The organism is Streptomyces sp. NPDC059917, from assembly GCF_042730635.1.
Lineage (GTDB): Bacteria > Actinomycetota > Actinomycetes > Streptomycetales > Streptomycetaceae > Streptomyces.
The window spans coordinates 153593-174183 of record NZ_JBHWLC010000001.1; the positions used below are offsets into that span (position 1 = coordinate 153593).

24 protein-coding genes and 3 pseudogenes are annotated in these 20591 nt (G+C 68.6%); 14 read left to right on the forward strand and 13 right to left on the reverse strand.

Annotated features, from left to right (window positions below):
• Window positions 1-203: 203 nt before the first annotated feature.
• Both ACFWAR_RS00810 and ACFWAR_RS00815 read left to right on the forward strand, forming a co-directional pair.
• Window positions 204-623: a hypothetical protein gene (locus tag ACFWAR_RS00810; protein ID WP_385772097.1), complete on the forward strand. Its 420-nt coding sequence runs from the start codon at window positions 204-206 to the stop codon at window positions 621-623.
• Window positions 620-1263: pseudogene (locus tag ACFWAR_RS00815) on the forward strand (SAM-dependent methyltransferase). The gene ACFWAR_RS00810 and the pseudogene ACFWAR_RS00815 overlap by 4 nt, the downstream one beginning before the upstream one ends.
• A 458-nt stretch (window positions 1264-1721) precedes the next feature.
• Here ACFWAR_RS00815 and ACFWAR_RS00820 read toward each other — a convergent pair.
• The 5 genes from ACFWAR_RS00820 to ACFWAR_RS00840 all read right to left on the reverse strand — a co-directional run bounded on the left by ACFWAR_RS00820 (window position 1722) and on the right by ACFWAR_RS00840 (window position 5418).
• Window positions 1722-1964 (reverse strand): hypothetical protein, encoded by a 243-nt coding sequence (locus ACFWAR_RS00820; protein ID WP_385772098.1) that lies wholly within the window; start codon window positions 1962-1964, stop codon window positions 1722-1724.
• A gap of 66 nt (window positions 1965-2030) precedes the next feature.
• Window positions 2031-2906, reverse strand: a complete 876-nt coding sequence (locus ACFWAR_RS00825) for an IS5 family transposase (RefSeq protein ID WP_385772099.1) — start codon at window positions 2904-2906, stop codon at window positions 2031-2033.
• A 45-nt stretch (window positions 2907-2951) separates the two neighbouring features.
• Window positions 2952-3107: a hypothetical protein gene (locus ACFWAR_RS00830; RefSeq protein WP_385772100.1), complete on the reverse strand. Its 156-nt coding sequence runs from the start codon at window positions 3105-3107 to the stop codon at window positions 2952-2954.
• A 376-nt stretch (window positions 3108-3483) separates the two neighbouring features.
• Window positions 3484-3849, reverse strand: coding sequence for a hypothetical protein (locus ACFWAR_RS00835; protein ID WP_385772101.1), 366 nt, complete (start codon window positions 3847-3849; stop codon window positions 3484-3486).
• A gap of 114 nt (window positions 3850-3963) precedes the next feature.
• Window positions 3964-5418: a helix-turn-helix domain-containing protein gene (locus ACFWAR_RS00840; protein WP_385772102.1), complete on the reverse strand. Its 1455-nt coding sequence runs from the start codon at window positions 5416-5418 to the stop codon at window positions 3964-3966.
• Window positions 5419-5934: 516 nt separating this feature from the next.
• Here ACFWAR_RS00840 and ACFWAR_RS00845 point away from each other — a divergent pair.
• A complete protein-coding gene (locus ACFWAR_RS00845; protein ID WP_385772103.1) occupies window positions 5935-8484 on the forward strand; it encodes a hypothetical protein in 2550 nt (849 codons plus the stop codon).
• A gap of 64 nt (window positions 8485-8548) precedes the next feature.
• On the opposite strand, the gene ACFWAR_RS00850 is transcribed toward ACFWAR_RS00845, so the two are convergent.
• A complete protein-coding gene (locus ACFWAR_RS00850; protein ID WP_385772104.1) occupies window positions 8549-9094 on the reverse strand; it encodes a TetR/AcrR family transcriptional regulator in 546 nt (181 codons plus the stop codon).
• A gap of 182 nt (window positions 9095-9276) precedes the next feature.
• Between ACFWAR_RS00850 and ACFWAR_RS00855 the strand changes: the two genes are divergently transcribed.
• The 7 genes and pseudogenes from ACFWAR_RS00855 to ACFWAR_RS00885 all read left to right on the forward strand — a co-directional run bounded on the left by ACFWAR_RS00855 (window position 9277) and on the right by ACFWAR_RS00885 (window position 13515).
• Complete coding sequence (locus tag ACFWAR_RS00855) at window positions 9277-10065, forward strand: SDR family oxidoreductase (RefSeq protein ID WP_385772105.1); 789 nt, start codon at window positions 9277-9279, stop codon at window positions 10063-10065.
• Window positions 10066-10384: 319 nt separating this feature from the next.
• Entirely contained in the window at window positions 10385-10672 is a 288-nt protein-coding gene (locus tag ACFWAR_RS00860) for a hypothetical protein (RefSeq protein ID WP_385772106.1), read from the forward strand.
• 233 nt (window positions 10673-10905) lie between these two features.
• Entirely contained in the window at window positions 10906-11460 is a 555-nt protein-coding gene (locus ACFWAR_RS00865; RefSeq protein ID WP_385772169.1) for a barstar family protein, read from the forward strand.
• Window positions 11461-11583: 123 nt separating this feature from the next.
• Window positions 11584-11763: pseudogene (locus ACFWAR_RS00870) on the forward strand (transposase family protein); the annotation flags it as partial.
• A gap of 706 nt (window positions 11764-12469) precedes the next feature.
• On the forward strand, window positions 12470-12664 hold the full coding sequence (locus ACFWAR_RS00875; protein WP_385772179.1) for a hypothetical protein: 195 nt from the start codon (window positions 12470-12472) through the stop codon (window positions 12662-12664).
• Window positions 12665-12711: 47 nt separating this feature from the next.
• Complete coding sequence (locus tag ACFWAR_RS00880) at window positions 12712-13023, forward strand: hypothetical protein (protein ID WP_385772107.1); 312 nt, start codon at window positions 12712-12714, stop codon at window positions 13021-13023.
• Between the two features lie 54 nt (window positions 13024-13077).
• Window positions 13078-13515 (forward strand): DUF4259 domain-containing protein, encoded by a 438-nt coding sequence (locus ACFWAR_RS00885; protein ID WP_385772108.1) that lies wholly within the window; start codon window positions 13078-13080, stop codon window positions 13513-13515.
• A 478-nt stretch (window positions 13516-13993) separates the two neighbouring features.
• On the opposite strand, the gene ACFWAR_RS00890 is transcribed toward ACFWAR_RS00885, so the two are convergent.
• Entirely contained in the window at window positions 13994-14449 is a 456-nt protein-coding gene (locus ACFWAR_RS00890) for a hypothetical protein (RefSeq protein ID WP_385772109.1), read from the reverse strand.
• Between the two features lie 289 nt (window positions 14450-14738).
• On the opposite strand from ACFWAR_RS00890, the gene ACFWAR_RS00895 reads away from it, so the two are divergent.
• Entirely contained in the window at window positions 14739-14909 is a 171-nt protein-coding gene (locus ACFWAR_RS00895) for a hypothetical protein (RefSeq protein ID WP_385772110.1), read from the forward strand.
• Between the two features lie 186 nt (window positions 14910-15095).
• Entirely contained in the window at window positions 15096-15473 is a 378-nt protein-coding gene (locus ACFWAR_RS00900) for an ATP-binding protein (protein ID WP_385772170.1), read from the forward strand.
• Here the strand turns inward: ACFWAR_RS00900 and ACFWAR_RS00905 are convergent.
• The 5 genes from ACFWAR_RS00905 to ACFWAR_RS00925 form a co-directional block, all read right to left on the reverse strand.
• Window positions 15415-15768 carry a hypothetical protein gene (locus tag ACFWAR_RS00905; RefSeq protein WP_385772111.1) on the reverse strand — a complete coding sequence of 118 codons (354 nt, stop codon included), beginning with the start codon at window positions 15766-15768 and terminating at the stop codon, window positions 15415-15417. The two genes, ACFWAR_RS00900 and ACFWAR_RS00905, sit on opposite strands and share 59 nt — an antisense overlap.
• Before the next feature lie 37 nt (window positions 15769-15805).
• Complete coding sequence (locus tag ACFWAR_RS00910) at window positions 15806-16498, reverse strand: hypothetical protein (protein ID WP_385772112.1); 693 nt, start codon at window positions 16496-16498, stop codon at window positions 15806-15808.
• Window positions 16499-17314: 816 nt separating this feature from the next.
• A complete protein-coding gene (locus ACFWAR_RS00915; protein WP_385772113.1) occupies window positions 17315-17629 on the reverse strand; it encodes a helix-turn-helix domain-containing protein in 315 nt (104 codons plus the stop codon).
• Window positions 17626-17778 carry a hypothetical protein gene (locus ACFWAR_RS00920; protein ID WP_385772114.1) on the reverse strand — a complete coding sequence of 51 codons (153 nt, stop codon included), beginning with the start codon at window positions 17776-17778 and terminating at the stop codon, window positions 17626-17628. Before ACFWAR_RS00920 ends, ACFWAR_RS00915 begins: the two co-directional genes overlap by 4 nt.
• On the reverse strand, window positions 17757-18386 hold the full coding sequence (locus ACFWAR_RS00925; protein ID WP_385772115.1) for a hypothetical protein: 630 nt from the start codon (window positions 18384-18386) through the stop codon (window positions 17757-17759). Before ACFWAR_RS00925 ends, ACFWAR_RS00920 begins: the two co-directional genes overlap by 22 nt.
• Before the next feature lie 149 nt (window positions 18387-18535).
• Here ACFWAR_RS00925 and ACFWAR_RS00930 point away from each other — a divergent pair.
• Window positions 18536-18697 (forward strand): annotated as a pseudogene (locus ACFWAR_RS00930) (ATP-binding protein); the annotation flags it as partial.
• A 367-nt stretch (window positions 18698-19064) separates the two neighbouring features.
• A complete protein-coding gene (locus ACFWAR_RS00935) occupies window positions 19065-19394 on the forward strand; it encodes a hypothetical protein (RefSeq protein WP_385772116.1) in 330 nt (109 codons plus the stop codon).
• Window positions 19395-19741: 347 nt separating this feature from the next.
• Here ACFWAR_RS00935 and ACFWAR_RS00940 read toward each other — a convergent pair whose 3' ends face one another.
• Entirely contained in the window at window positions 19742-20542 is an 801-nt protein-coding gene (locus ACFWAR_RS00940) for an ABC transporter substrate-binding protein (RefSeq protein ID WP_385772117.1), read from the reverse strand.
• Window positions 20543-20591 lie beyond the last annotated feature (49 nt).

Below are 20591 nucleotides of genomic sequence, written 5' to 3' on the forward strand. Positions count from 1 at the left end.
ACTACTGGGCGGGGGAATACCGGCGGGCAGGAGACCTTGCGCAGGCCGGGCATAGCGAGGGTCGAGGCCCCGGCACAGGAACGATCAGGGCCCGGCTGCTGAGCTTGGAAGCATGTGCCCGTGCAGCCGAAGGCGACAACCGCAACGCGCTGCGGGTACTCGCACTGGCCCATGAGGCACGGGACGCTGCGGGAGCCGACGAGTTGCCCGGGGTCTTCTCATCTCCCGAAGCCAAGCAGTGGACCTACGCCGGTACCACCCTGTTGGCCGTCGGGGGCGACGAGCAGATCCGGCACGCCATAGGCGCTTCCCATCGTGCCGTGGATCTGTACCACGCCGGGCCAGAAGACGACCGTTCCCCCGGCGACCTACAAGCCGCCCATCTGGATCTGGCCACGGCCTACCTTGCGAGCGGCGAGGTCGAGAGAGCCAGTGCGAAGCTCTCGGAGGTATTCACCGCCGAGGGATGCACGGCGAGCATCACCATCAGGCTCCGCAACCTGGCTTCGCTCCTCGGAAGCGAGCCGTACCGCGGCGCACAGTCGGCAGTCGATCTCCGCGCGCACATTCACGAGGTGACCGTCCGGCCTGCTCTCGCCGGCAACCCCACGGAGCCGCGATGACTACCCAGCCCACGCCTGATCATTTGGTCACCGACCGCAGCCTTCTCTCCACCAAGGCGTATGGCACGGGTCAGCACCTGGCCGCCCGCCAATCCCTCTAGCAATGGCAGACCCCGAGCCACGACCTTCCGGGCATCGTCGTGAACGAACTGGCTGGCATACGCGGCGCAGTCGCGGACGTGGGCTGTGGCAATGGGAAGTTCGTCGCCCGTGTGCGGGAGGACCGTTCCGACCTGGCCGTGCTCCCTATGGACGTGTCTCACGACATCGCCAGACCGACAAGCGGGAACTGGAGCACCTTTGGCGCCAGGCCGCGGGCGATGTCCCGGGCATCGAAGAGGGGCCGGCCCGAGTGCAGTTGTCCGCCCGCTTCACCCTGGAGGACGCGCCAGCGATCCTCGGCACGGTCTTCGGCGAGATCCGTACGATCCCCCTCCCCGGAGTGATCGAGGTGACCGACGCTGAACCGGTCGTCGCGCACTTGGCCTCATACGAAGCATGGGCGGACAAGATGGGGGTTCCGTTCCGGGAGACGATCGAGCGTGCGCGGGAGCGAGTCAACGAGATCATTCAGGCAGAGGGCTCCTTCCGCGTCACCTGCCTGGGCGGCATGCTCGTCTGCCAAGGACCACGGCGGTAGAACCACCCTTTGGACCCAGTGGACCCAGTGGACCGAGTGTGGACCGCCAAGGGCGGTGAGGTACCCCGAGGGTAGGGAACGAGCAGGTCAGCCACGTTGAACCCGTTTGTCCAACACGTGCTGACAGCCGCCGGGACGAACATCATCCGGCTCAGCGGACGCACCTCGCCCTGCATCACACAGCCCCGCAAACCCCGGCCCCGGAGCCGCTTCCAACAACTCTGCCGAGGACTTCCCACCTAAGATCACCAACAGCATCCGAAGCGTGTGCCAGAACCTGCTGGACGCGAACGAAGCCAGTGGCGGGCACCGACCGGTGGGCGGACCTGCTCATGGCCACGTTGTCCAAGTGTCTGGTGCGCGACGCGATCCTCTCGTTCCTGGCTTGGCCGGACAAGGCGGCAAAGGCGACTCACCTAGGGCCTGTTGCGAAAGTGGCTGAAGATGTGGGGTGTCGTTCAGAGGCCGCGGATGGCCTCGGCCAGGTCAGATCCGTAGGAGGCCCAGCAGATCACTGAGCCGTCATCGTCGAGCTGTCCCATGAACCACTCGCCGTCGTCCCTCACGAGGCACAACTCGTGGAACGCAAGAATCACATCGGGCCGGAGCGGGTCGTAGTCGCCCTGCCCGGCCGCTTCAAGGACTACGAGCCGATCAAAAGAGAGCGAGACGGCGCTTGGGTCTCCGGAAAGAGCGCGCACGCGCTCGATCGTCCATCCGGCGGGGAGTCCTGAGTTCACTGGGGTATGTTCTCAGCAGGGTGCCCGTCACAGCCACTCGTTAAGGGCTGCGACCAGCACGGTCGCCTCGTAACGGACGGCGAGCTTGTCGTAGCGTGTGGCGACAGCGCGATGTCTCTTGAGGCGATTGATCCCGCACTCGACCGCATGGCGCTCGCGGTAGTCGGCCCGGTCAAAATGCGGCGGCCGGCCACCGCGGGAGCCGAGCTTCTGGCGGTTGCGTGCCTGGTCGGCCTTGTCCGGGATGGTGCAGCGGATCCCGCGACGACGCAGGTAGGCACGGTTCTTGCGGAAGGCATACGCCTTGTCCGCGCGGACCCGATCGGGGCGGACACGTGGCCGGCCCGGGCCGATGCGGGGCACGCGGACCTTCTCCAGCACGGGTTCGAACTGCGGCGAGTCCCCGCGCTGTCCTGCCGTGACCACGATCGCCATGGGCTTCTGCCCCTGCTCGACGGCCAAGTGGAGTTTGGTGGTGAACCCGCCGCGCGACTTCCCCAGCCCGTGATCGCCAGGCTCGGTGAAGATGCCGCCCGGTGATTCCTTCTGCAGGTCCCCCTGCTTGCGAGCGCCGGCCGCGTGCTGGTGAGCGCGGCAGACCGTGGAGTCGACGCTCAGGTCCCACGTGATCGCACCCTTCGCGTCGGCCAGAGACTGGAGGCGGGTGAGCATCCGGTACCAGGTGCCGTCCCGCTGCCACCGGCGGAACAGGTCGTAGACCCGGCTCCACGGTCCGTATTCGACGGGAACATCCCGCCATGGAGCACCGGTCCGGACCCGGAACCGTATGCCGTCGATCAACTGTCGCCGAGGCCAGACAGGCGGCCGCCCCGCCCTGGCACCTTTCTGCAACAGGGGCTCCAGCGCCACCCACTGCTCGTCTGTGAGATCTCCCTGCCCCATGAATAATGATCATTCACAGCCCAAGATCCACTTTCGATACACGCCCTAGACCAGCAACGGGGTGACCACGCCGGGGTTGTGACCGCCGCGCAGGGCCAGTGCGTCGGCGTCGACCAGGCCGTCGCCGCCCGCCCGCCCGGCCCAGCCCGCCGCTGCACTGTCAGCCGGCCCTGCGGCCGGAGTGCCCGCTGCCTGCGCCACAACCTCGTACGTGACGCCAGCCCCGGCCCGTCTGTGGCTGTGGCCTCGGAGTCGGGGGTGGGGAGTGCGGACGCTCGCGCGGTGTAGGGGCCGCTGATTGGTGCCTCACCGTCCCGCACGACCTGGACCTGTCCGACCGGCCCTACCGGCCCGCCGCCCTTCAGCGGCTGGGCGTTTCGGCGGCGAACAACCGACTGGTGTCCCTCGCGCAGGATTACATCGGCTCCGCGCGCATGCTCGCCAGCCGGGGCGCCGACCGGGGGATCGTGCTGACGGGCAACGGTGGAGCGGTGGTACGTCGGCGTTGGGCGGAACACGCCAGGAGGGCCGGTGCCCGGGACACTCCCCGGGCACCGGCCCTCCTGCTCATGCGGGGTCAGTCATTCCAGACGTCGCCCTGGAAGTCGCCGCCGGTCCCGCGCTCGTAGTAGTGCTGCCCGTACAGGCCGCCCACGCAGGTCTGCTGGTAGCGGTAGGCGTTGGTGGCGATCGAGCCCACCTTCACACCCGTGTCGGCGTCCCACAGCTCGGCCCGACCCCAGTAGCCGAGGGCCTTGTGCTTGCCGCCGAAGCAGACCTGGTGGTTGCCGTTGGCCGGGATGCTGCCGCTGGTGCACACGTTGCCGCCCCAGCTCTCGCAGGTCGCGCTCGCTGCGCTGGCGGGCGAGGCCACGACGCCGATGGCCACGGCAGCCATCGTGGAGGCCATGAGGCCGAGTCGGGCGAATCGATTCTTCGTCATCTTCGTTCCTCCGTTCGGCGAGCCGGTTGTTCCGGTCTCGACCTGCTCGAACCCTAAGGACGGCCGCCCGGGTGCCGGTATGTCATCCGTGCACGGTTGCCGCGCGGGTGACCGTCACGACTGCACGGCCGCACACACCTCCGCGGGCTGTCGTTCTTCGAAGGGGCGGTTCGTGCCGTAGAGCGCGAGAAAGGCCAGTGCGAGCTCGTAGACATCCACCCCACCGGCCACCAGCTCCCGCGCCAGCAGCGCCTCGGCGCTCCGCAGGCGTTCCCGGACCGTATGGGGATGCAGGCCCAGTCGTTGTGCCGTCAGCCCGACCGAGCAGTCGGCCAGGATCCAGACCCCCAGTGTGCGGTGCAGGTCGCGGGTGCCGCTGTCGAGCGGAGCCAGCACCCCGCGGGCCCATGCCCGACCGGCGTCCGTGCCGATCATGGCGGGTAGGCCCGGGTGGTGGCGGCCCGGCGCGGTGGGACGCTCTCGCAACTCCAGGGCCAGGTAGAGGAGGGTCCGTACCCTGACGTTGTCCAGGTCCGCGCCCAGGACGTCACCCACCCGTTCCATCCGTGCTCGTACGGTGTTGCGGCTGACTCCCATGATCTTGGCCGTGCGGACGGCGGTGAACTTCAACGCCAGGGACACCGTCGACAACAACTGGCCCCTCACGCGGTCCGGTAGCGCGTCCAACGGCCGCAGCAGCTCCGACGCCCAGCGGGCTGCCTCGGCACCGGGCAGCACTTCCAGCGAGTCCACACGATCGGGATGCCGACCGCGGCGATCGGGCACGTACCGGGCCGTCACCACGTTGCGGTACGCGTCCTCGTAGGCCGCACCGACACATGCGAGCGGGTGGAGTCGGCTGCGCCCTTGAAGGATCCGAGGACGGCGTGCGACGTAGTCCGACAGAGCGCGGCCCGTGCTGTCGGCAGCTCGCGGATCGGCGACGGGCACGATCGTGATCACATGGTTCTCGTAGGCCGGGCAGGGAACGACCAGGGCTTGGCCGGCGGTCAGTTCTTCGCATTCCCGGGCGACTTGGGCCCGCTCCTCCACCGGCATCTCCATCAAGGACATCCAGGCCCAGTCGGCGTCAAGCAGGCCCGGATGCATCCCGGCCGCCGTTCGCTGGGCCAGGGAGACGTCACCGGTCATCAGCAACTGCAAGACAGCGAGACGCAGATGAAGGCTGCTCGCCTCCCGTTCCCGGCGGTCGATCTCGGCTCCCGCCACGCGCGACAGCAGTCCCAGCACGTTGGCGGCGAGTCCGGTGAGGGCTGCGCTGTCGCTCTCGAAGGGGAGCTCCCGAGTGACCACGAGGACCTGGAACGGCGGCCCGTCCCCCACGGGGACCATCCGGATATGGCTCCCGTCCTCGGAGACGACGGCTGAGCCCAGTTCGCCCCGGGCCACGGCCGCTGCCTCCACCCTGGGGTCCGCTCCCCGACCAGGCCGCAGGACCTCGACGGTCCCCTCCAGCGTCCGCGCCAACCACCGCTCGATGCGATGTGCTGCCTCTTCCGCGCCGTCCGGGCCCACGCGCGCGTACCGAAGGAGTTCCGTCAGCCGCACGGATTGTCGTGTCGTGTTGTGAGCCGGCTGCCCTAAGCCCATGCTGCGTGCCCTTCTCCCAAGAATCAGCTGTTGTAAGGCCGGAGCCTCCCGGCCTCCGTGAAGGTGATCAACCGTAGTCGGGCGGGGTCGAACGGGTAAAGGTCGACCGTGGGCGCCGCCAGCTCGGCGGCGGCCTCGGGCGCCCGGCACGCGCTGGAGGTGACCGACACCCTCGCCGCGTTCGTCCAGGCCCCGGTCGAGGAACCAGACGCCCCGGTCGCCGGGCGACGCTGGTCCAGCAGACTGGGCGCCGTACCGCCCGCAGCCGCACATGAGCGGCGCCTCCCGGGACGGCCGGTCGAGCTGCTGAGCACGGCCAGCCACCCGCAGCTCCGCCCCGGCGACGCTTACGGCAAGCTCCCCATGAACGGTGGCGTGTTGACGTGCTCGAAGGTCGGGGAAACGGTGTGCGCCAGGGTTCGCCGGGACGAAGATGAACACCGGCGAGTACATCCGGGGCCAGGGGGCGAGCACATGCATGGCGAGCAGCGAGGCCAGCAGCTGGCACTGACCGAACTGCGCAGGAGACTGACCGATGGGCTTGCGGCGGCCCGGATGAACCAGACGCAGCTCGCCGCCCGGGCGGAACTGGGACGCACAACCGTGTCGGAGGCGCTCTCGCCCCGGAAGCCGCCACCGTCTCCGGAGACGGTGGCGGCGCTGTCCCGCGCACTGAAGCTGCCCGTACAGGAGCTACTGGCATTGCGGTCGACCGCGGCCAAGGAGTCGGGCACGGTCACAACGCGCGGGCCGGGGCGTCCGATCGGGGAATGGGAGCCGCACGATCTGGAGGTGCATCCCGCCGGGCCCAGCGGCACCAGGTCACAGTCCGCCACCTCCACGGAGCGTGCGCTGCCCGGGTACGTGTCCCGCGAGCACGACCGGGCGCTGGGCGAAGCGGTCCGGGACGTCATGGCCGGTCGCAGTCGGATCGTGGTCCTGGTGGGGGCCTCGTCGACGGGGAAGACACGGGCGTGTTGGGAGGCCGTCCAGCCTCTGGCCGACGCGCGATGGCTGCTGTGGCATCCGTTCGATCCCACCCGCGCGGAGGCCGCGCTGGAGGATCTGCACCGTGTCCTGCCGCACACGGTCGTATGGGTGAACGAGGCTCAGCACTACCTCGGCAACCCGACAACCGGCGAGCGCATCGCGGCGGCCGTGCACCACCTGCTGATCAGCCCGGAGCGCGGGCCCGTCCTCGTTCTGGGCACGCTCTGGCCGGAGTACGCCGCCCAGTACACGGCCCTGCCCCCAGCAGGCGAAGCGGATCCGTACAGCCGGGCGCGGGAGTTGCTCGCTGGCCGCACCCTGACCGTCCCAGATGCCTTCGACGCCCCGGCCCTGGCCGCGGCCGAGGCCCTTGCCGAGGGCGGCGACCGGCTGCTGGCCGACGCCCTCACCCGTGCCCGCACCGACGGACGCATGACCCAGGACCTGGCCGGCGCGCCCGAACTCCTCCACCGCTATCGGCACTCCAGCCCGGCCGCCAGAGCGCTGCTGGAAGTGGCGATGGACGCGCGCCGCCTCGGTGTCGGCCTCCACCTTCCCCAGGCCTTCCTCACCAACGCCGCCACCGACTACCTCGGCCAGAACGACTACGACCAGCTCGCCGACGACTGGGCAGAACGGGCCTACGCCGAACTGGCCGAGCCGGTCCACGGCAAGCAAGCCCCTCTGCGCCGTACCACCCCCCGCCCCCCACTGCGTCCGCCAACCCCCACCACTGCCGCCGGAACCGGGGCCCCGCCGACTGCCGGCCCACAGTTCCGGCTCGCCGACTACCTCGAACAACACAGCCGCACCACCCGCCTCCACCTGTGCCCGCCCGCATCCTTCTGGCACGCGGCCCACACCCACCTCACCCACCCCGACGACCTGAGCAACCTCAGCAGAGCGGCCGGGGCACGCCACCGCCTGCAATGGGCCCACCATCTCCTCCACCGGGCCGCCGACCACGGCAGCGGCGAAGGCCTGTCCTACCTGGCCGAGCTGCGGGACAACGCGGGGGACCGGGACGGCGCCGAGGTCCTGGCCCGGCAGGCCGCCGACCACGGCGAAATCCACGGCGTGTACCGCCTGGCCGTGCTGTGGGAGCGGGCCGGGGACCACGCGAGGGCCGAAGCCCTGGCCCGGCTGGCCGTCGGCCACGGCAACGTCGACGCCCTGTCCCACCTCGCTCTGCGGCGGGAGGCGGCCGGGGACCGGGCGAGGGCCGAGGCCCTGGCCCGGCTCGCCGCCGACCAGGACGACGGCTACGCCCTGTCGCACCTGGCTCAGCTGCGGGAGACCACCGGGAGCCGGGCGGAGGCCGAAGCCCTGCTCCGCCAGGCGGTCGACCAGGGGAGCACCTACGCCCTCTACCCCCTGGCCGTGCTGCGGGAGAAGGCCGGGGACCAGACGGAGGCCGAAGCGCTGGCCCGGCAGGCCGCCGAGCACGGCCACACCGACGCCCTCCCGCACCTGGCTCAGCTGCGGGAGAAGGCCGGGGACCAGGCCGGTGCCGAAGCCCTGCTCCGCCAAGCGGTCGACCAGGGGAGCATCCACGCCGTGCACCACCTGGCTGTGCTGCGGGAGAAGGTCGGGGACCACGCCGGGGCCGAAGCGCTGGCCCGGCGGGCCGCCGACCACGGCCACACCGACGCCCTGTCCCACCTGGCTCAGCTGCGGGAGCAGGCCGGGGACCAGGCCGGGGCCGAAGCCCTGCTCCGGCAGGCAGTCGACCAGGGGAGCAAGTACGCCCTGTCCAATCTGGTTGAGCTCCGGATGAAGACCGGCGACCAAGCGGGCGCCGAAGCCCTGCTCCGGCAGGCCGCTGACGAGGGCGACACCCACGCCATGTACCGCCTGGCTGTGCTGCGGGAGCAGGCCGGGGACCACGCCGGGGCCGAAGCCCTGGCCCGGCTGGCCGTAGACCGCGGCAATACCGATGGCCTGTACCGCCTGGCTCGGCTGCGGGATGGGGCCACCACGCTGTGGCCGAACGGCCTGGATCCGGACGGTACTCCGACAGCCCCATGGATGTAGGGACGCCGTCGCTGACTGCGGGGGACCGGCCGGCAAGTGGCCGAACTACTCCCTCCGGACCTCGTCAAGGGCTGAGGAAACTGCCCTGCCGACCCAGGCCACTCAGCAGCGTCTCGACCACGAGGGTTGCCAGTTCATCGACATCGTCGGCTTCGTCCGAGCGGTTCTGGGCGGCCTCGTGAATGAGCGCGTAATAGACGCGGCGAGCCCACGCCAGGTCAGTGTCAGGGCGTAGAACACCGGCTTCCAGCGCGCGCTGGAACAGGCGGTCGCACTGATCGAGCACATCGGCATGTGCTCGTGCCACGTCGGGGTCCTCCGATGTGGTCCTGCTCATTGCGAACCCCCACCCGATCTTGACCCGGAGGACGTTGGCGGTCGCTTGGTAGAGGGCGATCAGTGGTGGAGCGCTCTCGGGATGAGCACTCGTCACGGCTTCGTGGAACTGCTGCGTTGCCCAGGCTGTCAGAGCGTCCACCAGGGCCTCGCGGCTGGTGAACCGGCGGTGCACGGTCGTCCGGGCGACGCCCGCCGCCTCCGCGATCTGCTCCATCGTGGCCGCCGGATTGGAGCTGAGCACACGCTCGGCAGCTTCCAGGATTGCCCTCACGGTCCGCTCCGCGTCCGCGCGCAGCGGCCGCTGCTGACTCTTCCGATCCACGAGGCTCCCTCTCCCTGACTTTCCGAGAAGAGTACGGGATAGTCGCCGTTCCTTCGCAATTTGCAACATCGATGTTGCAAGTTCTAGGGTTCACGCATCGACTAAGTCTCATCTCTGGATAGGGGTGCTCCATGGACCTGCAACTGACCGACAAGGCCGCCGTCGTGACCGGCGCGAGCCGGGGGATCGGCTTGGCCATCGTCTCCGCACTGGTGAGTGAGGGCGTGCGGGTCGTGGCCGCGGCACGGACGATCACACCGGAGCTCAAGGCCACCGGCGCGATCGGCGTGTCCGTCGACCTTTCAAAAGCCGACGGCCCTGCCCGGCTCATCGCCCAGGCCGAAGCCGAGCTCGGCGGGCTGGATCTCCTGATCAACAACGTCGGCGGCGGCGACGCCGGGGAGGGCCAGACGGGCGGCTTCCTCACCTTCACCGACCAGCAGTGGTACGACGCGTTCGACCTGAATTTCCTCGCCTCGGTCCGCACCACCCGGGTCGCGCTGCCCCACCTCATCAACAGCCGCGGCGCCATCATCAACATCTCCTCCAACGGAGCCAGGACCCCCCATGCGGGCCCTATCGCCTACACCACCGCCAAGGCGGCATTGACCGCGTTCGGCAAGGCGCTGGCCGAGGAGTTCGGCCCCCAGGGCGTGCGCGTCAACACCGTCTCGCCCGGGCCCGTCCGCACGGACATGTGGGAAAGCCCCGACGGCTACGGAGCCGAGCTGGCCAAGTCGATGGGCCTGGAACAGGAACAGCTCCTGGCCCATCTCCCCACCGCCATGGGCATGGTCACCGGCAGGCTCGTAAACCCCCACGAGGTCGCCGCCCTTGTCGCCTACCTCGCCTCGCCCCTCGCCGGCAGCACCACCGGAGCGGACCACATCATCGACGGAGGCGCGATAAAAACAGTGTGACCACAGGCCTAGCTCAGGCTTCACCCGTCGAAGTGAAGTGCCGAGAGAGATCCGGTGCACGGCCTCGCCCGCGTACGCCAGCCGGAACGCGAACAGGCAGCAGGTCACCAGCTCGCGGGCCCCCGCACCGTCACGCCCCCCAAGCCGACCTCCGCCTCCGCGCCGGGCTGGTGGGTCTGCGGAACTAAGGCCTCCACCACACCCCGGCCGGCCTGGACCCGGATCTCCTCACGGCGCGTCGCCACATAGCCGCGGACCACCTGGTACGAGATTTCGTCCGCACCCTGTGACCGGCTGGCTCACCCGACACCCCACCGCGTTGAGCGAAGACGAGCGCGCCAGCCCGAAGGGGGTCCTGGCACGCTGCCCCGAACTGGACAGGGCCGCCGGGCATGTCCGCGATTTCGGCGAAATGCTCACCGACCGCCTCGGAGCCAGGCTTCCTGCCTGGATCGACGCAGTCGACGCAAGCCAACTGCCCGGCCTCACCCGCCACTGGAGCTCCGGCAGCATCGAGGGCGTTGTCAGCCGCACCAAGAAGACCCAAAGGCAGCTCTACGGACGAGTTGGCTTCCACCTGCCGCGGAAGATGATCCCGCGGCAGTAGCCCCGCAATGGAAGGACCGAGCCGAAGCTCAACCCTTCCACTGTCCGTTCGCATTGAAGATGGTCATCGGCAGCCTCCTGACCTGGGCGGACAGTACTCGTTGAGCACGACCTTCCCTCCCTTGATCACTCAGGCTCCGAGCAAATGCCTGCAAGGATCTCACCCATGATGACCAAGCCCACTCTGACGGAACACCGCTCTCCATGGGTCGTGTCCACCTCCCCGGCCGACCCATGGCCGGCGTCGGAAACGGCCGCGCTCGTGCACCGAAACGGTCTGGTCCTGCGGCTGGACGGCCGAGAGGTGACGGATCCAGCTCCCTCTTCCGTACCTTCGCCCGGGAGCTGTCATTCCTCGGGTACTTCGGCCACAACTGGGACGCGCTTGTGGACTGCCTCCACGACTGGCACGGTCCCGGCCACGGGAGCCAGGAACTCGCGATTCTGATCGAGCACGCGGACGACCTGCTGAAGTCGGACTTCCTCGGGCTGTTCGTACCGGTTCTCGCCCAGGCAGTCTGGAACTCCAACCTGCGCCTGGACGGCGAAGGCGAACCCGATGAGTGGCGGCAGCGCATGGCCCAGCACTTCGTCTTCCTCCTGGACCACACGGCACCCGTTGCCTTCACGGAGAAGGCGGCCCGCGGCACGGACGTGGCCGTGGCGCTCGCGGACGGCCGCCTGCTCGCTACCCCGACCGACGTCGACTGGCCAGGTGGAGACTCCGCGTCCGCCCCTGGACGGCGGGCCCGCTCTCCTTCGCAGACAAAGAGATCCTCAGCGGCATGACCATCAAGGCCATCGAGCTGTTCCGAGACCAACTCGGCTGCTCGATCCACGAGGCCCTGGACATCCTGCAGTCCCGCTCTGAGCACCTGCACCGCGAACATTCGGGCGGATGAAGTCGCGGTGATGTCAGCGGAGGACGACGGCGAGGTGTGCTGGAGCGGCGTCACGCGCAAGTCTGCCGGTGCCGAGTGTCCAGGCTGCGGAAGATGGCCGAATCGGTGTCATGGGTCCTACCTGCGGTTTCCCGCTGATCTCCCCAGCGCTGAGAGGCGTGTAGTACTACGCCTGCAGGTCCGCCGGTTCACCTGCGCGGACACCTCTTGCGGACGGCAGACCTTCGTTGAGCAGGTCCCGGGGCTGACCCGCCGTCACGCTCAGCGGACTGACCGGCTGCGTTCGGCCTTGGTCGAGGTAGGCCTCGCATTGGCCGGCCGCGCTGGCGCCCACCTTGCGGACGTCTTCGGCATCTCCATCAGCCGCAGCACGGTACTTGGGCCGATTGATGCGGTGCTGACCCTCAGCCGTCGGCCCCGCGGGTGGTGGGTATCCGAGTACGCGATGCGCAAGGGCCGTGTGTACGGGACTGTGCTGGTTGATGTCGAAACCCGCAGGCCTGTGGATCAGCTGCCGGACCGCGAGGCGACCACCGTCGCCGCCTGGCTTGCTGAGTGTCCCGGATTGAGGTGGTCCGCCACGACCGTGCCCCCTTCTTCGCCGAAGGCGCCAGCACTGGGGCCCTCACCGCGGTGCAGGTCGCAGACCGTTTCCATCTCTGGCGCAACCTCGGTGAAGCCACCGAGCGATGCGTATCGCGCCATCGGACCTGTCTGCGAACACCATTCGCGGTGCCCGGATCCGAGAGCGTCACGACGCCACCGGCTCCTGAAGCCGGCGCGTCGCCCTGGCCGAAGGGGCACCGATTTGCCGACCGAACTCGCGAGAAGCACGCCATCGTCCACGGGATGCTCGGCGAAGGACACAGTCGGCAGGGGTCGGCCGCGAACTCCGGATGACCTACCGAACCGCGCAGCGTCTGGCCGATGCGGCGACCCCGGAAGACCTCTTCCAGGGGCAGTGGCAGAACCGCAGGACGAAGCTCGACGACTTCAAGCCGTACCTGCACGAGCGGTGGGCCGGGGGCTGCACGAACGCCTGCACCCTCTGGAAGGAGATCCGGACGCATAGATACGCAGGTGGATCCTGACCCATCCCGACGCGCTTCCGGAGAAGGAGCGACTGAGGCTCAAGTCCGTGCCGGCTGGCTGTCCCGAACTGGACTCCCTCGCCGGGCACGTCCGCTCCGTCGGGCAGACGCTCACCCAGCTACAGGGAAAACGGCTCCCAGAATGGATCGCGGCGGTCCGAGCCGACGACCTACCCAGCCCGCACACCTTCATCGACGGCCTCGAACGCGACCTCGCAGCCGTCACTGCCGGCCTGACCCTGCCTTGGAACTCAGGCATCGTGGAAGGCCACGTCGACCGCATCAAAATGATCAAGCGGCAGATGTGCGGACGCGCTGGCTTCAAGCTCCTGCGCAAGCGGGTACTACTTGCCTCCTGACCTCGCTGTCGGTGGCCAGTGCGAGGATCCCCAGACGGCCACGCGAGGAGAGACATGGGCACGTGGGACATCGGCCCCTTCGATAACGACACCGCCGCCGATTTCGCCGGTGACCTGGACGAGGCAGCACGGGAAGAACACGAAGCCATGATCTGCGGCGTGCTCAAGCGTGCCGCCGGGCCTGCGGACTTCCTGGGAATCTACGACGGCGAGCGTGCAGTGGCCGCAGCGGCTCTGGTCGTCGCCCAGCATCCTGACGGCGAGCCTGCCTGTTCGAACTATGGCCCATCAGAGCCGCCACCAGAGTTGCCTGCAGACCTTCGAATGCTCGCCGTCGACGCCCTGGACCGAGTGGTCTCCAACCGGTCTGAACTCGCCGAGTTGTGGGCCGAAGCCGCGAACTGGTCGAAGTGGCGCCAGGACATCGCCCGCCTCCGCGACGTCCTTGACCCTCCGATCCCGCCACAAGAGGAAGCCCTCTTCGAGATCTGATCGGTGACCCACAGTCACGGACCGAAGAACTGGAGCCAGAACCCGAACGGGACGAGACGTCCGGGGAGCGGGTGCCGGTCGGCGTGGCCGCGACCGCGGCCGAGGCGGCCCGGTTCCTCAACGGCTGACGCTGCTCCGCTCGACCTCCCAACCCCTCTGCAGACCCCACGGCAGAGGGGTTTCCCGTCCCCCGGGCTCTCGTTGGCCTGGTGAGCTCACGCCCACACCGGCGCCTGCCCCCTGCACTCCCCGCCGACGAACAGCAGAACACCGAGAATCCGGCCGCGAGCATTGCGGAGCAGACCGGTCGCGCCGAGCGATGGACCGGTCTGCTGCAGGGCGCCGAGCACGGTCGACCGCGACCGGAATCAGTGTGTTGCCGTCAACGATCTCGTCCCGCATCTGGCGGTCACGGGCGCAAGGCGGCCAGGGAGCGCAGTTGGTCCCGACGCAGGCGTGCTTCCTGCCGTTCCAGGGGTCAGCAGCCGTCGTACTTCCAGGCCCCGCCTTCGCGCGCCCACGCCTGGCTGCTCTGGCTGAGCTTCGGCACGGCATAGGTGTACGAGACGTGGCCCACGTTCCCGGCGATGTCGTCGATCGTGAGTGAGGTGATGCCCTGCTTGCCGTAGGCCTTGGCGGCTGCTTCGACGACGCCGTTGAAGGGCTCGGGGTCGCCGACCTTCGCGGCGCAGCGCTGTGAGAGGGCGGCGTAGGCGGCGGTGCCGTCCGGCTTGAAGTACGCGGCGGAGTAGGCCCGAACGGCCTTCTCCAGTTCGGCGCGGGCCGGGTCCGCCTTCGGTGCGGGGGAGGACGCGGGCGCCGGCCCGTTGGCGGGAGGCTGCTCGGCAGCGGGCTTGGGGTCGCTGGAGCACCCGGTGAGGGCGAGGAGCCCGGCGGCCGCGGCGAAGACGAGGGCTGTGCGGAATGCGTGCATCGCGCCATGCTGACGAAACCCACGTGGCCCTCGGCTGGACGCGCGGGCCCGTGATGGGACCGTGACGCACGATCCCCCGCACGGAGGCAGAACTCGACGTTCTGGCGCCGCGGACGGGCGGTCAGGATGGGTCGCAGGCGCCGGGCGTGCGGCTGGGTGATGATGGCGCTCTTTGAACCTCCCCAGGTGCCGCTCTTGAGGTGGCCAAACCTGCTCAGGTGATCTCCCCACCTATTGCGTGACTTTCCTGGCGTGTCGAACTGGTGTCGGCGTGTTGTGGAGTGCCTGCGTGAGCACGGAGTTCGGCCTGGTTGAAGGGCCCTGGATGCTCACCTGGGAGGAAGGCGTGGATGCTCACGCACTGCGTCGCCAGGGCTGGTCGATCTCGGCGATCGCCCGGCACTTGGGGCACGACCGCAAGACGATCCGCGCCTATCTGAACGGCGAGCGAGTCTCCTGATATCGCCGCCAGCCACCTGACGCATTCACACCCTTCCTGGAGTACTGCCGCCAACGACTCACCGATGACCCCCACTTGTGGGCCCTCGACACTCATCGATGAAGTGGTGGAACTCGGCTACGCGGGCGGCTACTCCACCTTCACCCGTGCCCTGCGGCGATACAAAGCACGTCCACACTGCGAACCCTGCCGGCGTCAAGTGGCCGCGACGCCGCAGTCGACGCCGGCCACCGCGTCTACTTCACCACCGCCGCAGAACTTGCGGCCAAGTGCCACAAGGCCGCCCTCGAAGGCCGCTGGTCGAGCATCATGCGGTTCTTCGCCGGGCCTCGCCTGCTCGTGATCGATGAACTGGGCTATCTCCCGCTGGCGGGCGACGGCGCTTCAGCGCTCTTCCAGGTGATCAACCAGAGGGATCTGAAGTCGAGCACGATCCTCACGACCAATGTCGGCATCGCCAAAGCGCACATGTTCCGGCGAACGTGTGCAAGGCAGCGCCGAAACCTCACGGGTTCGGGGGTTCGTCCTGCGCCGCCACCTTGTAGTCGCGGTATTCAGAGCTGACGACGCCCTCGTTGACCCAGCGGCCGGGTTGAGCGCCGAGCTCGCTCTCGGCGAGGTCGAGTGCCTCCTCGGGGGTCGCCTTGGTGGCGATGGCCTTCCCCCAGGTCTCGTCGTCGGGATCGATGGGAGGGAAGTTGTCGATGGCCGAGTAGGTCGCTGTGCCAGCGTCCTCGACTTCGCTCAGGTAGATGGTGATGCCCTCTCGGCCTGGTCCGAGGGCCAGCCAGCGAAGCGCTTGGCGGCCATCATGGTCGAAGCCGCCGAGGAACTGTTCGATCTGCTTCCCGCGGCGCAAGGCTCCTACTGCAAAGGATCGGGTGAGGTGCCGCACTCTATTGGCTCCGTTCTTGCCGGTCGGGCAGGCGTCCTGCATCGACGTGGTCCGAGAGGTAGATCATGACGCCTTCGGGGTCCATGCCGAGGACCGCGGCGACGAGCTTGGGGTCGAGAGCGTTGACCAGGTCGGCCGGGCGAGTGCTGCGGAGAGTCCGTGGTCCGATGCCGCATGGATCCAGGATGTGGCTGACATAGGCGGTGGATGCCGGTGCTCGGCCGGTCTTTGTGATGCGGGTGACGATCACGTGGGGGTTGTCGGTGTTCTGATCTTCACGGTGAGCCAGGCAGCGTTGACGCACTGCCCAACTGGCCGGGTCCAGAGGCACTGGATGCGGCCGTTTGCCGAGGTGGACGGTGCGGCTGATGGAGTCGAGATCGTCAACGCGTAGAAGCCGGACTTCGCTGCTGGAGGCCGCATGGAGGAGGGCCAGGATTCCCAGCAGGGCCTCGTGCGGGTGCGCGTCGGCGCTGGTGGTCCAGCGGCGGAACAGCTGGCGCTGCTGGTCGACGACGATGGTGGTGCCACTGAATCCGGAGGGACCTTTGGCCTTGATTCCGCGGGTGGGGTCGACGAGTACGACTTTGCGGGATCGAGCGAAGCGGAAGTACTGCCGCAGCGCGGTCAGCCGGCGCTGGCGGGCTTTAAGCAGGGTCGCCAGGGAGGCCTCGATGTCGTGGACATCGGTCAAAGACCAGTCCTGTTTGTCGCGGGTGCTGGTCAGGAAGCGGGGCTAGGTCTCGGACGATGGCCAGGGCCGCGTCGATGGTGCTGTCAGCGCGAGGCAGAGTGCCCGCTCCCCGGGCCCGCTCACGTGCTCGCAGCAGGGACTCGGCGGCCAGGGCGCCGGGCCCGGTCCAGCAAAGACTGGGGGTGGTGGGGTTGCTCGTCCTGCAGCAGCCGACCCAAGGTGCTGATCATGGTGCAGGCTCGGCTTGGGCAGTGCCGCCGGACCGCGAGGTGACCGGCGAAGTCTTCGAACCAGGAAACGGGCTCGAGGGGCCGGGCGGCGAGGTTCTCGGCGGCGACGTAGGGACGGTCGGGGTGCTTCTGCCAGCACGCCCAGCAGAGTCCGAGTCTGGCATGGCGCCGCACCTGACCACAGCCGGCGCAGGTCCGCGGCGGCTGTTCGGCCTGCCGCTGGCGCGAGCAGTGGCCGCACCATCCGGTGCCGCTCCGCAGGAAACCGGGCCGCTGGCAGCGCGGGCAGAGCTGCTTGGCGGCCTGCCGCTCGGCTCGTCGTCGGCAGATTCCGCAGTGACTGGCGGTGGGCGAACGGACCGGCCGTCCGCAGTCTTCGCAGGTCCGCGAGCAGGTGATGCACCGTCCGGTGTCCTCTTGGAGGATGCGCGATCTCCCGCAGGAAGGGCAGGTCGCGCGGGTGGCTTCGTCCTTCATGCGAGCTGTGCATCGGCAGCAGTGCTGGCGGCCGATAATGCCCACCGATGCACCGCATTCGACGCAGTCCCGCTGCCTCATTCCCATGTTTCTCCCGCACCTCCTGCGGTCAGATCGGCGGCATGGACCGGCCCCGGGCGGAAGTGACCCGAGGGAGTTCGGCTGCCGGTCGAGGCGGTGCCGCAGGGCGTTCGACGGGGGTGGTGTCGACCTCGATCAGGTCGTTGGGGGTGCAGTCCAGCGCGGTGCACAACGCTGCGAGCGTGGACATCTTCACCTGGGAGGGTTCCTTGGTGAACAGGGCGGATATCGAGGCGGAGGACAGTTCCAGGCCGGCCTTCTCGGCCAGGAGACGTCGCAGTTGGGAGCCGGTCCAGACCTCGCGCTGGGCGGCGGCCATCCGTAGCTTCCACTTGATGTTCACGTCGTGGGGTCCTCTCCGGTGAGCTCGCCGAGCGTGGTTGTCACGGCGCGTCGATAGGTTTCGTCGGCGAACAGTGTGGGCGAGTCGGGGAACTTGCCGCGGACGTCGTCGAGGAACCAGCGCAGGATCAGGCCCAGATGGTCGAGCATGGGAACCCAGCGCGGGCGGGGGCCTGAGGTGTGGGCGCCTCTCCCGAAGCGGACGCGGAGTTTGCCGAACGGGCCACGGGAGAAGTGGACGTCTGGGCGGTCCAGGAGCGAGGCCTCTTCCGAGCGCAGGCCGGCGTGATACAGCGTCCAGAACAAGGCGTAGTCCCGGGCAGCGGGTGCGTATTTGCGGCGATGCGTGCCTTGAGGAACTCGAGGAACTCCTCGACCCGCTCGGGGGTCGGCGGCGGCAGCAGTGCCAGGGAGTCGTCGCCGACATGCCGCGAGGCGTTGAACTCATCCACTGGGCAGACCGGGCGGACGCCGAACGCGGCCTCGATCTCGACCGCTTTGCGGGCCTGCAGAAAACGGTGGAAGCCCTTGAAGACCTGGACGTACCCGCGGCGCGTTGAAGGAGCCCGTCCTTCCACGGTCAGGCCGCCGACCACACGGTCGATGTCATTCTCGACCGTCACCGGGCTGAACCCCCGGGCCCGCCAGGAGGCCACGAAAGCTTCCACGCACAACTCCTGGAACTGCCACGGATCCCAGGCAACAGGGACCTCGGGCAACGTCCGGCCCTCGATCACCCGCAGACGCGACTCCACCATCTGGCACACCTTCCTCGCACCTGACAAATGAAGGTAGCGCCTACAAAACCGCGCTGCCAGCAGGACAATCAAAGAGGCGCCCAGACCCCCAAAACGGCCAGGTCGCAGGGCACTCTCACGATGACGAACAAGTGCCAGCCCCAGTTGACTGGGCCGGCGCCTTCGGCGACGCGACCGTTGCCGCTGCGATGCTCGACCGGCTTCTGCACCGCGCCGCCGTGGTCGGCATCGATGGCCCGTCCTACCGGCTCCGCTCACATCAGTCCCACTCCGACAACCTCCGCAAAGGGGTGACCGGACGTGCTGGTTGAGTTTCGGGAGTGCCTCATCTGCTGGACGTCATTCCAGGTCAACCCCAATGCGGCGGCCCGGCACACCTACTGCACACCCCGCTGCAAAGCGGAAGCCAGAAGGCGCCGACGCCGCTGAAGGCGAAACGATGACGCCAGCGTCCCAGACCCGACACCACTCGCACCAACAGCCGTCCGGAACTGCCCACACTGCGACAAGCCCGTCACCATCGTCGCGCTGCTGGCCACTCCCGAAGCCGCGCGACCCACCATTCCGGCAGCGAGCCGGGACGTGATCCAGATGCGCAGAAGCTGACACCGTCCGACGGGAATCGACGCGACACGATCAGCGGCCGCTCACTACTGTGACTTGCGAAAGGATGTGGACATGGCACTGGTCAAAAAGGGATCGCGGCTCATCACCGTGGACGGCACCACCTACCGGTGGCGACTCCGAGGACGGCCGACCTACGACCAGGGCCTGGTCTGGTCACCGCTTACCTACGCGGTTGAACACGCCGAGGCGCCCGGCACCACACTGGTGATCACCACCAACCAGCCGCACCCGAGCAACTGGTTCGGAACACAAGGCAGCCCAGTCCTGCCCACCCAGGTCGCTGACAGCATCCGCATGGCTCTCACCGCTGGCTGGACGCCCGAGAACCCCGGCTCACCGTTCCACCTCGACCAGTCAGCTGGCTTCGTCTCGTCCCACTGACTCACCCGCACTCAAGGACTCACCGACCCAGCCATCGGTGAGTCCTTCTGCCTTCCGCTCCCCACATTCCCCAGTTGGTTCACTCCGTGAACCAACTGGGGCGAAGAGCCGCAGTGGGGAAAACTCGAGATCGGCATCAATCGCCGAGAACCTCCTCGGCTACCACGTCATACCCCCGGGATGGACTGCCGCGGCCCACGAACGGGAAGCCACAGGACTGTGCAGTCGTAGGCATCACTTCGATTGCCCGGTTGGCGACCCAGAGGCTCCGGCATTCGTGGTGCGATTCACCTCCTTCCCCTGGCCTCGCACGTTCCCCATGATGCGGTCCTTGAGTAGCTGGGAGTTCACGGAGTCGTCACGGCCTTCTTCAGTTCCGCGGCTGCGTTGCGGTATACGTTCAGTAGATCGAGATCCTGGCCGGGCACGTTGACGATGTTCACCTGCTTCGCGCCCGGGACCGGCGGGGCCGCGCCCTGCGGCGTGCTCGCGTTGCCCAGGACGAGGCCGGGCCCCTTGACGGATAACTGGGCGACTTGTGCGGGGGTCGCGGCCTGCGGCCCGTACGTTCCGACGACGGCGGCTCCGAGGAGTGTCGCCGCCCAGCCGGTGCAGACCTGGGCGACGGCGGTCGGGGCCTTCCCGGTGGCCCGAGTGGCGGTCCGCAGTTCCTGTGTCAGTTTCCGGGTCTCGGCGTCGAAGGCGTTCTTCCAGTCGTCCGCGGCGTCCTCCGTCTCGAATTCCGCGGCCAGCTTGTCGACCTGGGCCTTGAGAGCGGCCGGGTCGTTGTCGAGCGTGACCTCCAGGGGTTGTGACTCGGCTTCGTCCGCGGCGCTCTTCAGCTGTGCCGCGAACGGTTCGGTGGCGGAGAAGAGGACGAAATCGGCGTCGTCGATGACGGAAAGGGAGTCGTCGGTCGGGGAGGCCATGGTGGCGCCGGGCGGCATGATGACCACGACCTTCCCGGCGCCCGCGGCCTTGGCCAGGGCTCCCTCCCACGTCGTGGCGACGGCGACCACCGGCCCGTCGGCCGCCTGCTCGTTCGCGGCGGCCTTGGTTCCCGCGCTCTCGCCGGAGCAGGCAGCGGTGAGGAAGAGCACCGTGCCCAGGGTGAGGAGGAAGGGCATACGGGCGCCGGTGCGCATCATGAACTGGATCTCCGTTTCGCGGGCGAGGGGACACGCCGCTTGTGGCAGT

Coding starts and splice junctions, on each gene's coding strand:
- ACFWAR_RS00825 (WP_385772099.1), bottom strand. CDS start 2,906: ATGGGGCAGGGAGATCTCACAGACGAGCAGTGGGTGGCGCTGGAGCCC.
- ACFWAR_RS00835 (WP_385772101.1), bottom strand. CDS start 3,849: ATGACGAAGAATCGATTCGCCCGACTCGGCCTCATGGCCTCCACGATG.
- ACFWAR_RS00845 (WP_385772103.1), top strand. CDS start 5,935: ATGCATGGCGAGCAGCGAGGCCAGCAGCTGGCACTGACCGAACTGCGC.
- ACFWAR_RS00855 (WP_385772105.1), top strand. CDS start 9,277: ATGGACCTGCAACTGACCGACAAGGCCGCCGTCGTGACCGGCGCGAGC.
- ACFWAR_RS00865 (WP_385772169.1), top strand. CDS start 10,906: ATGGCCGGCGTCGGAAACGGCCGCGCTCGTGCACCGAAACGGTCTGGT.
- ACFWAR_RS00875 (WP_385772179.1), top strand. CDS start 12,470: ATGACCTACCGAACCGCGCAGCGTCTGGCCGATGCGGCGACCCCGGAA.
- ACFWAR_RS00885 (WP_385772108.1), top strand. CDS start 13,078: ATGGGCACGTGGGACATCGGCCCCTTCGATAACGACACCGCCGCCGAT.
- ACFWAR_RS00890 (WP_385772109.1), bottom strand. CDS start 14,449: ATGCACGCATTCCGCACAGCCCTCGTCTTCGCCGCGGCCGCCGGGCTC.
- ACFWAR_RS00920 (WP_385772114.1), bottom strand. CDS start 17,778: ATGCTCGACCATCTGGGCCTGATCCTGCGCTGGTTCCTCGACGACGTC.
- ACFWAR_RS00925 (WP_385772115.1), bottom strand. CDS start 18,386: ATGGTGGAGTCGCGTCTGCGGGTGATCGAGGGCCGGACGTTGCCCGAG.
- ACFWAR_RS00935 (WP_385772116.1), top strand. CDS start 19,065: ATGGCACTGGTCAAAAAGGGATCGCGGCTCATCACCGTGGACGGCACC.
- ACFWAR_RS00940 (WP_385772117.1), bottom strand. CDS start 20,542: ATGATGCGCACCGGCGCCCGTATGCCCTTCCTCCTCACCCTGGGCACG.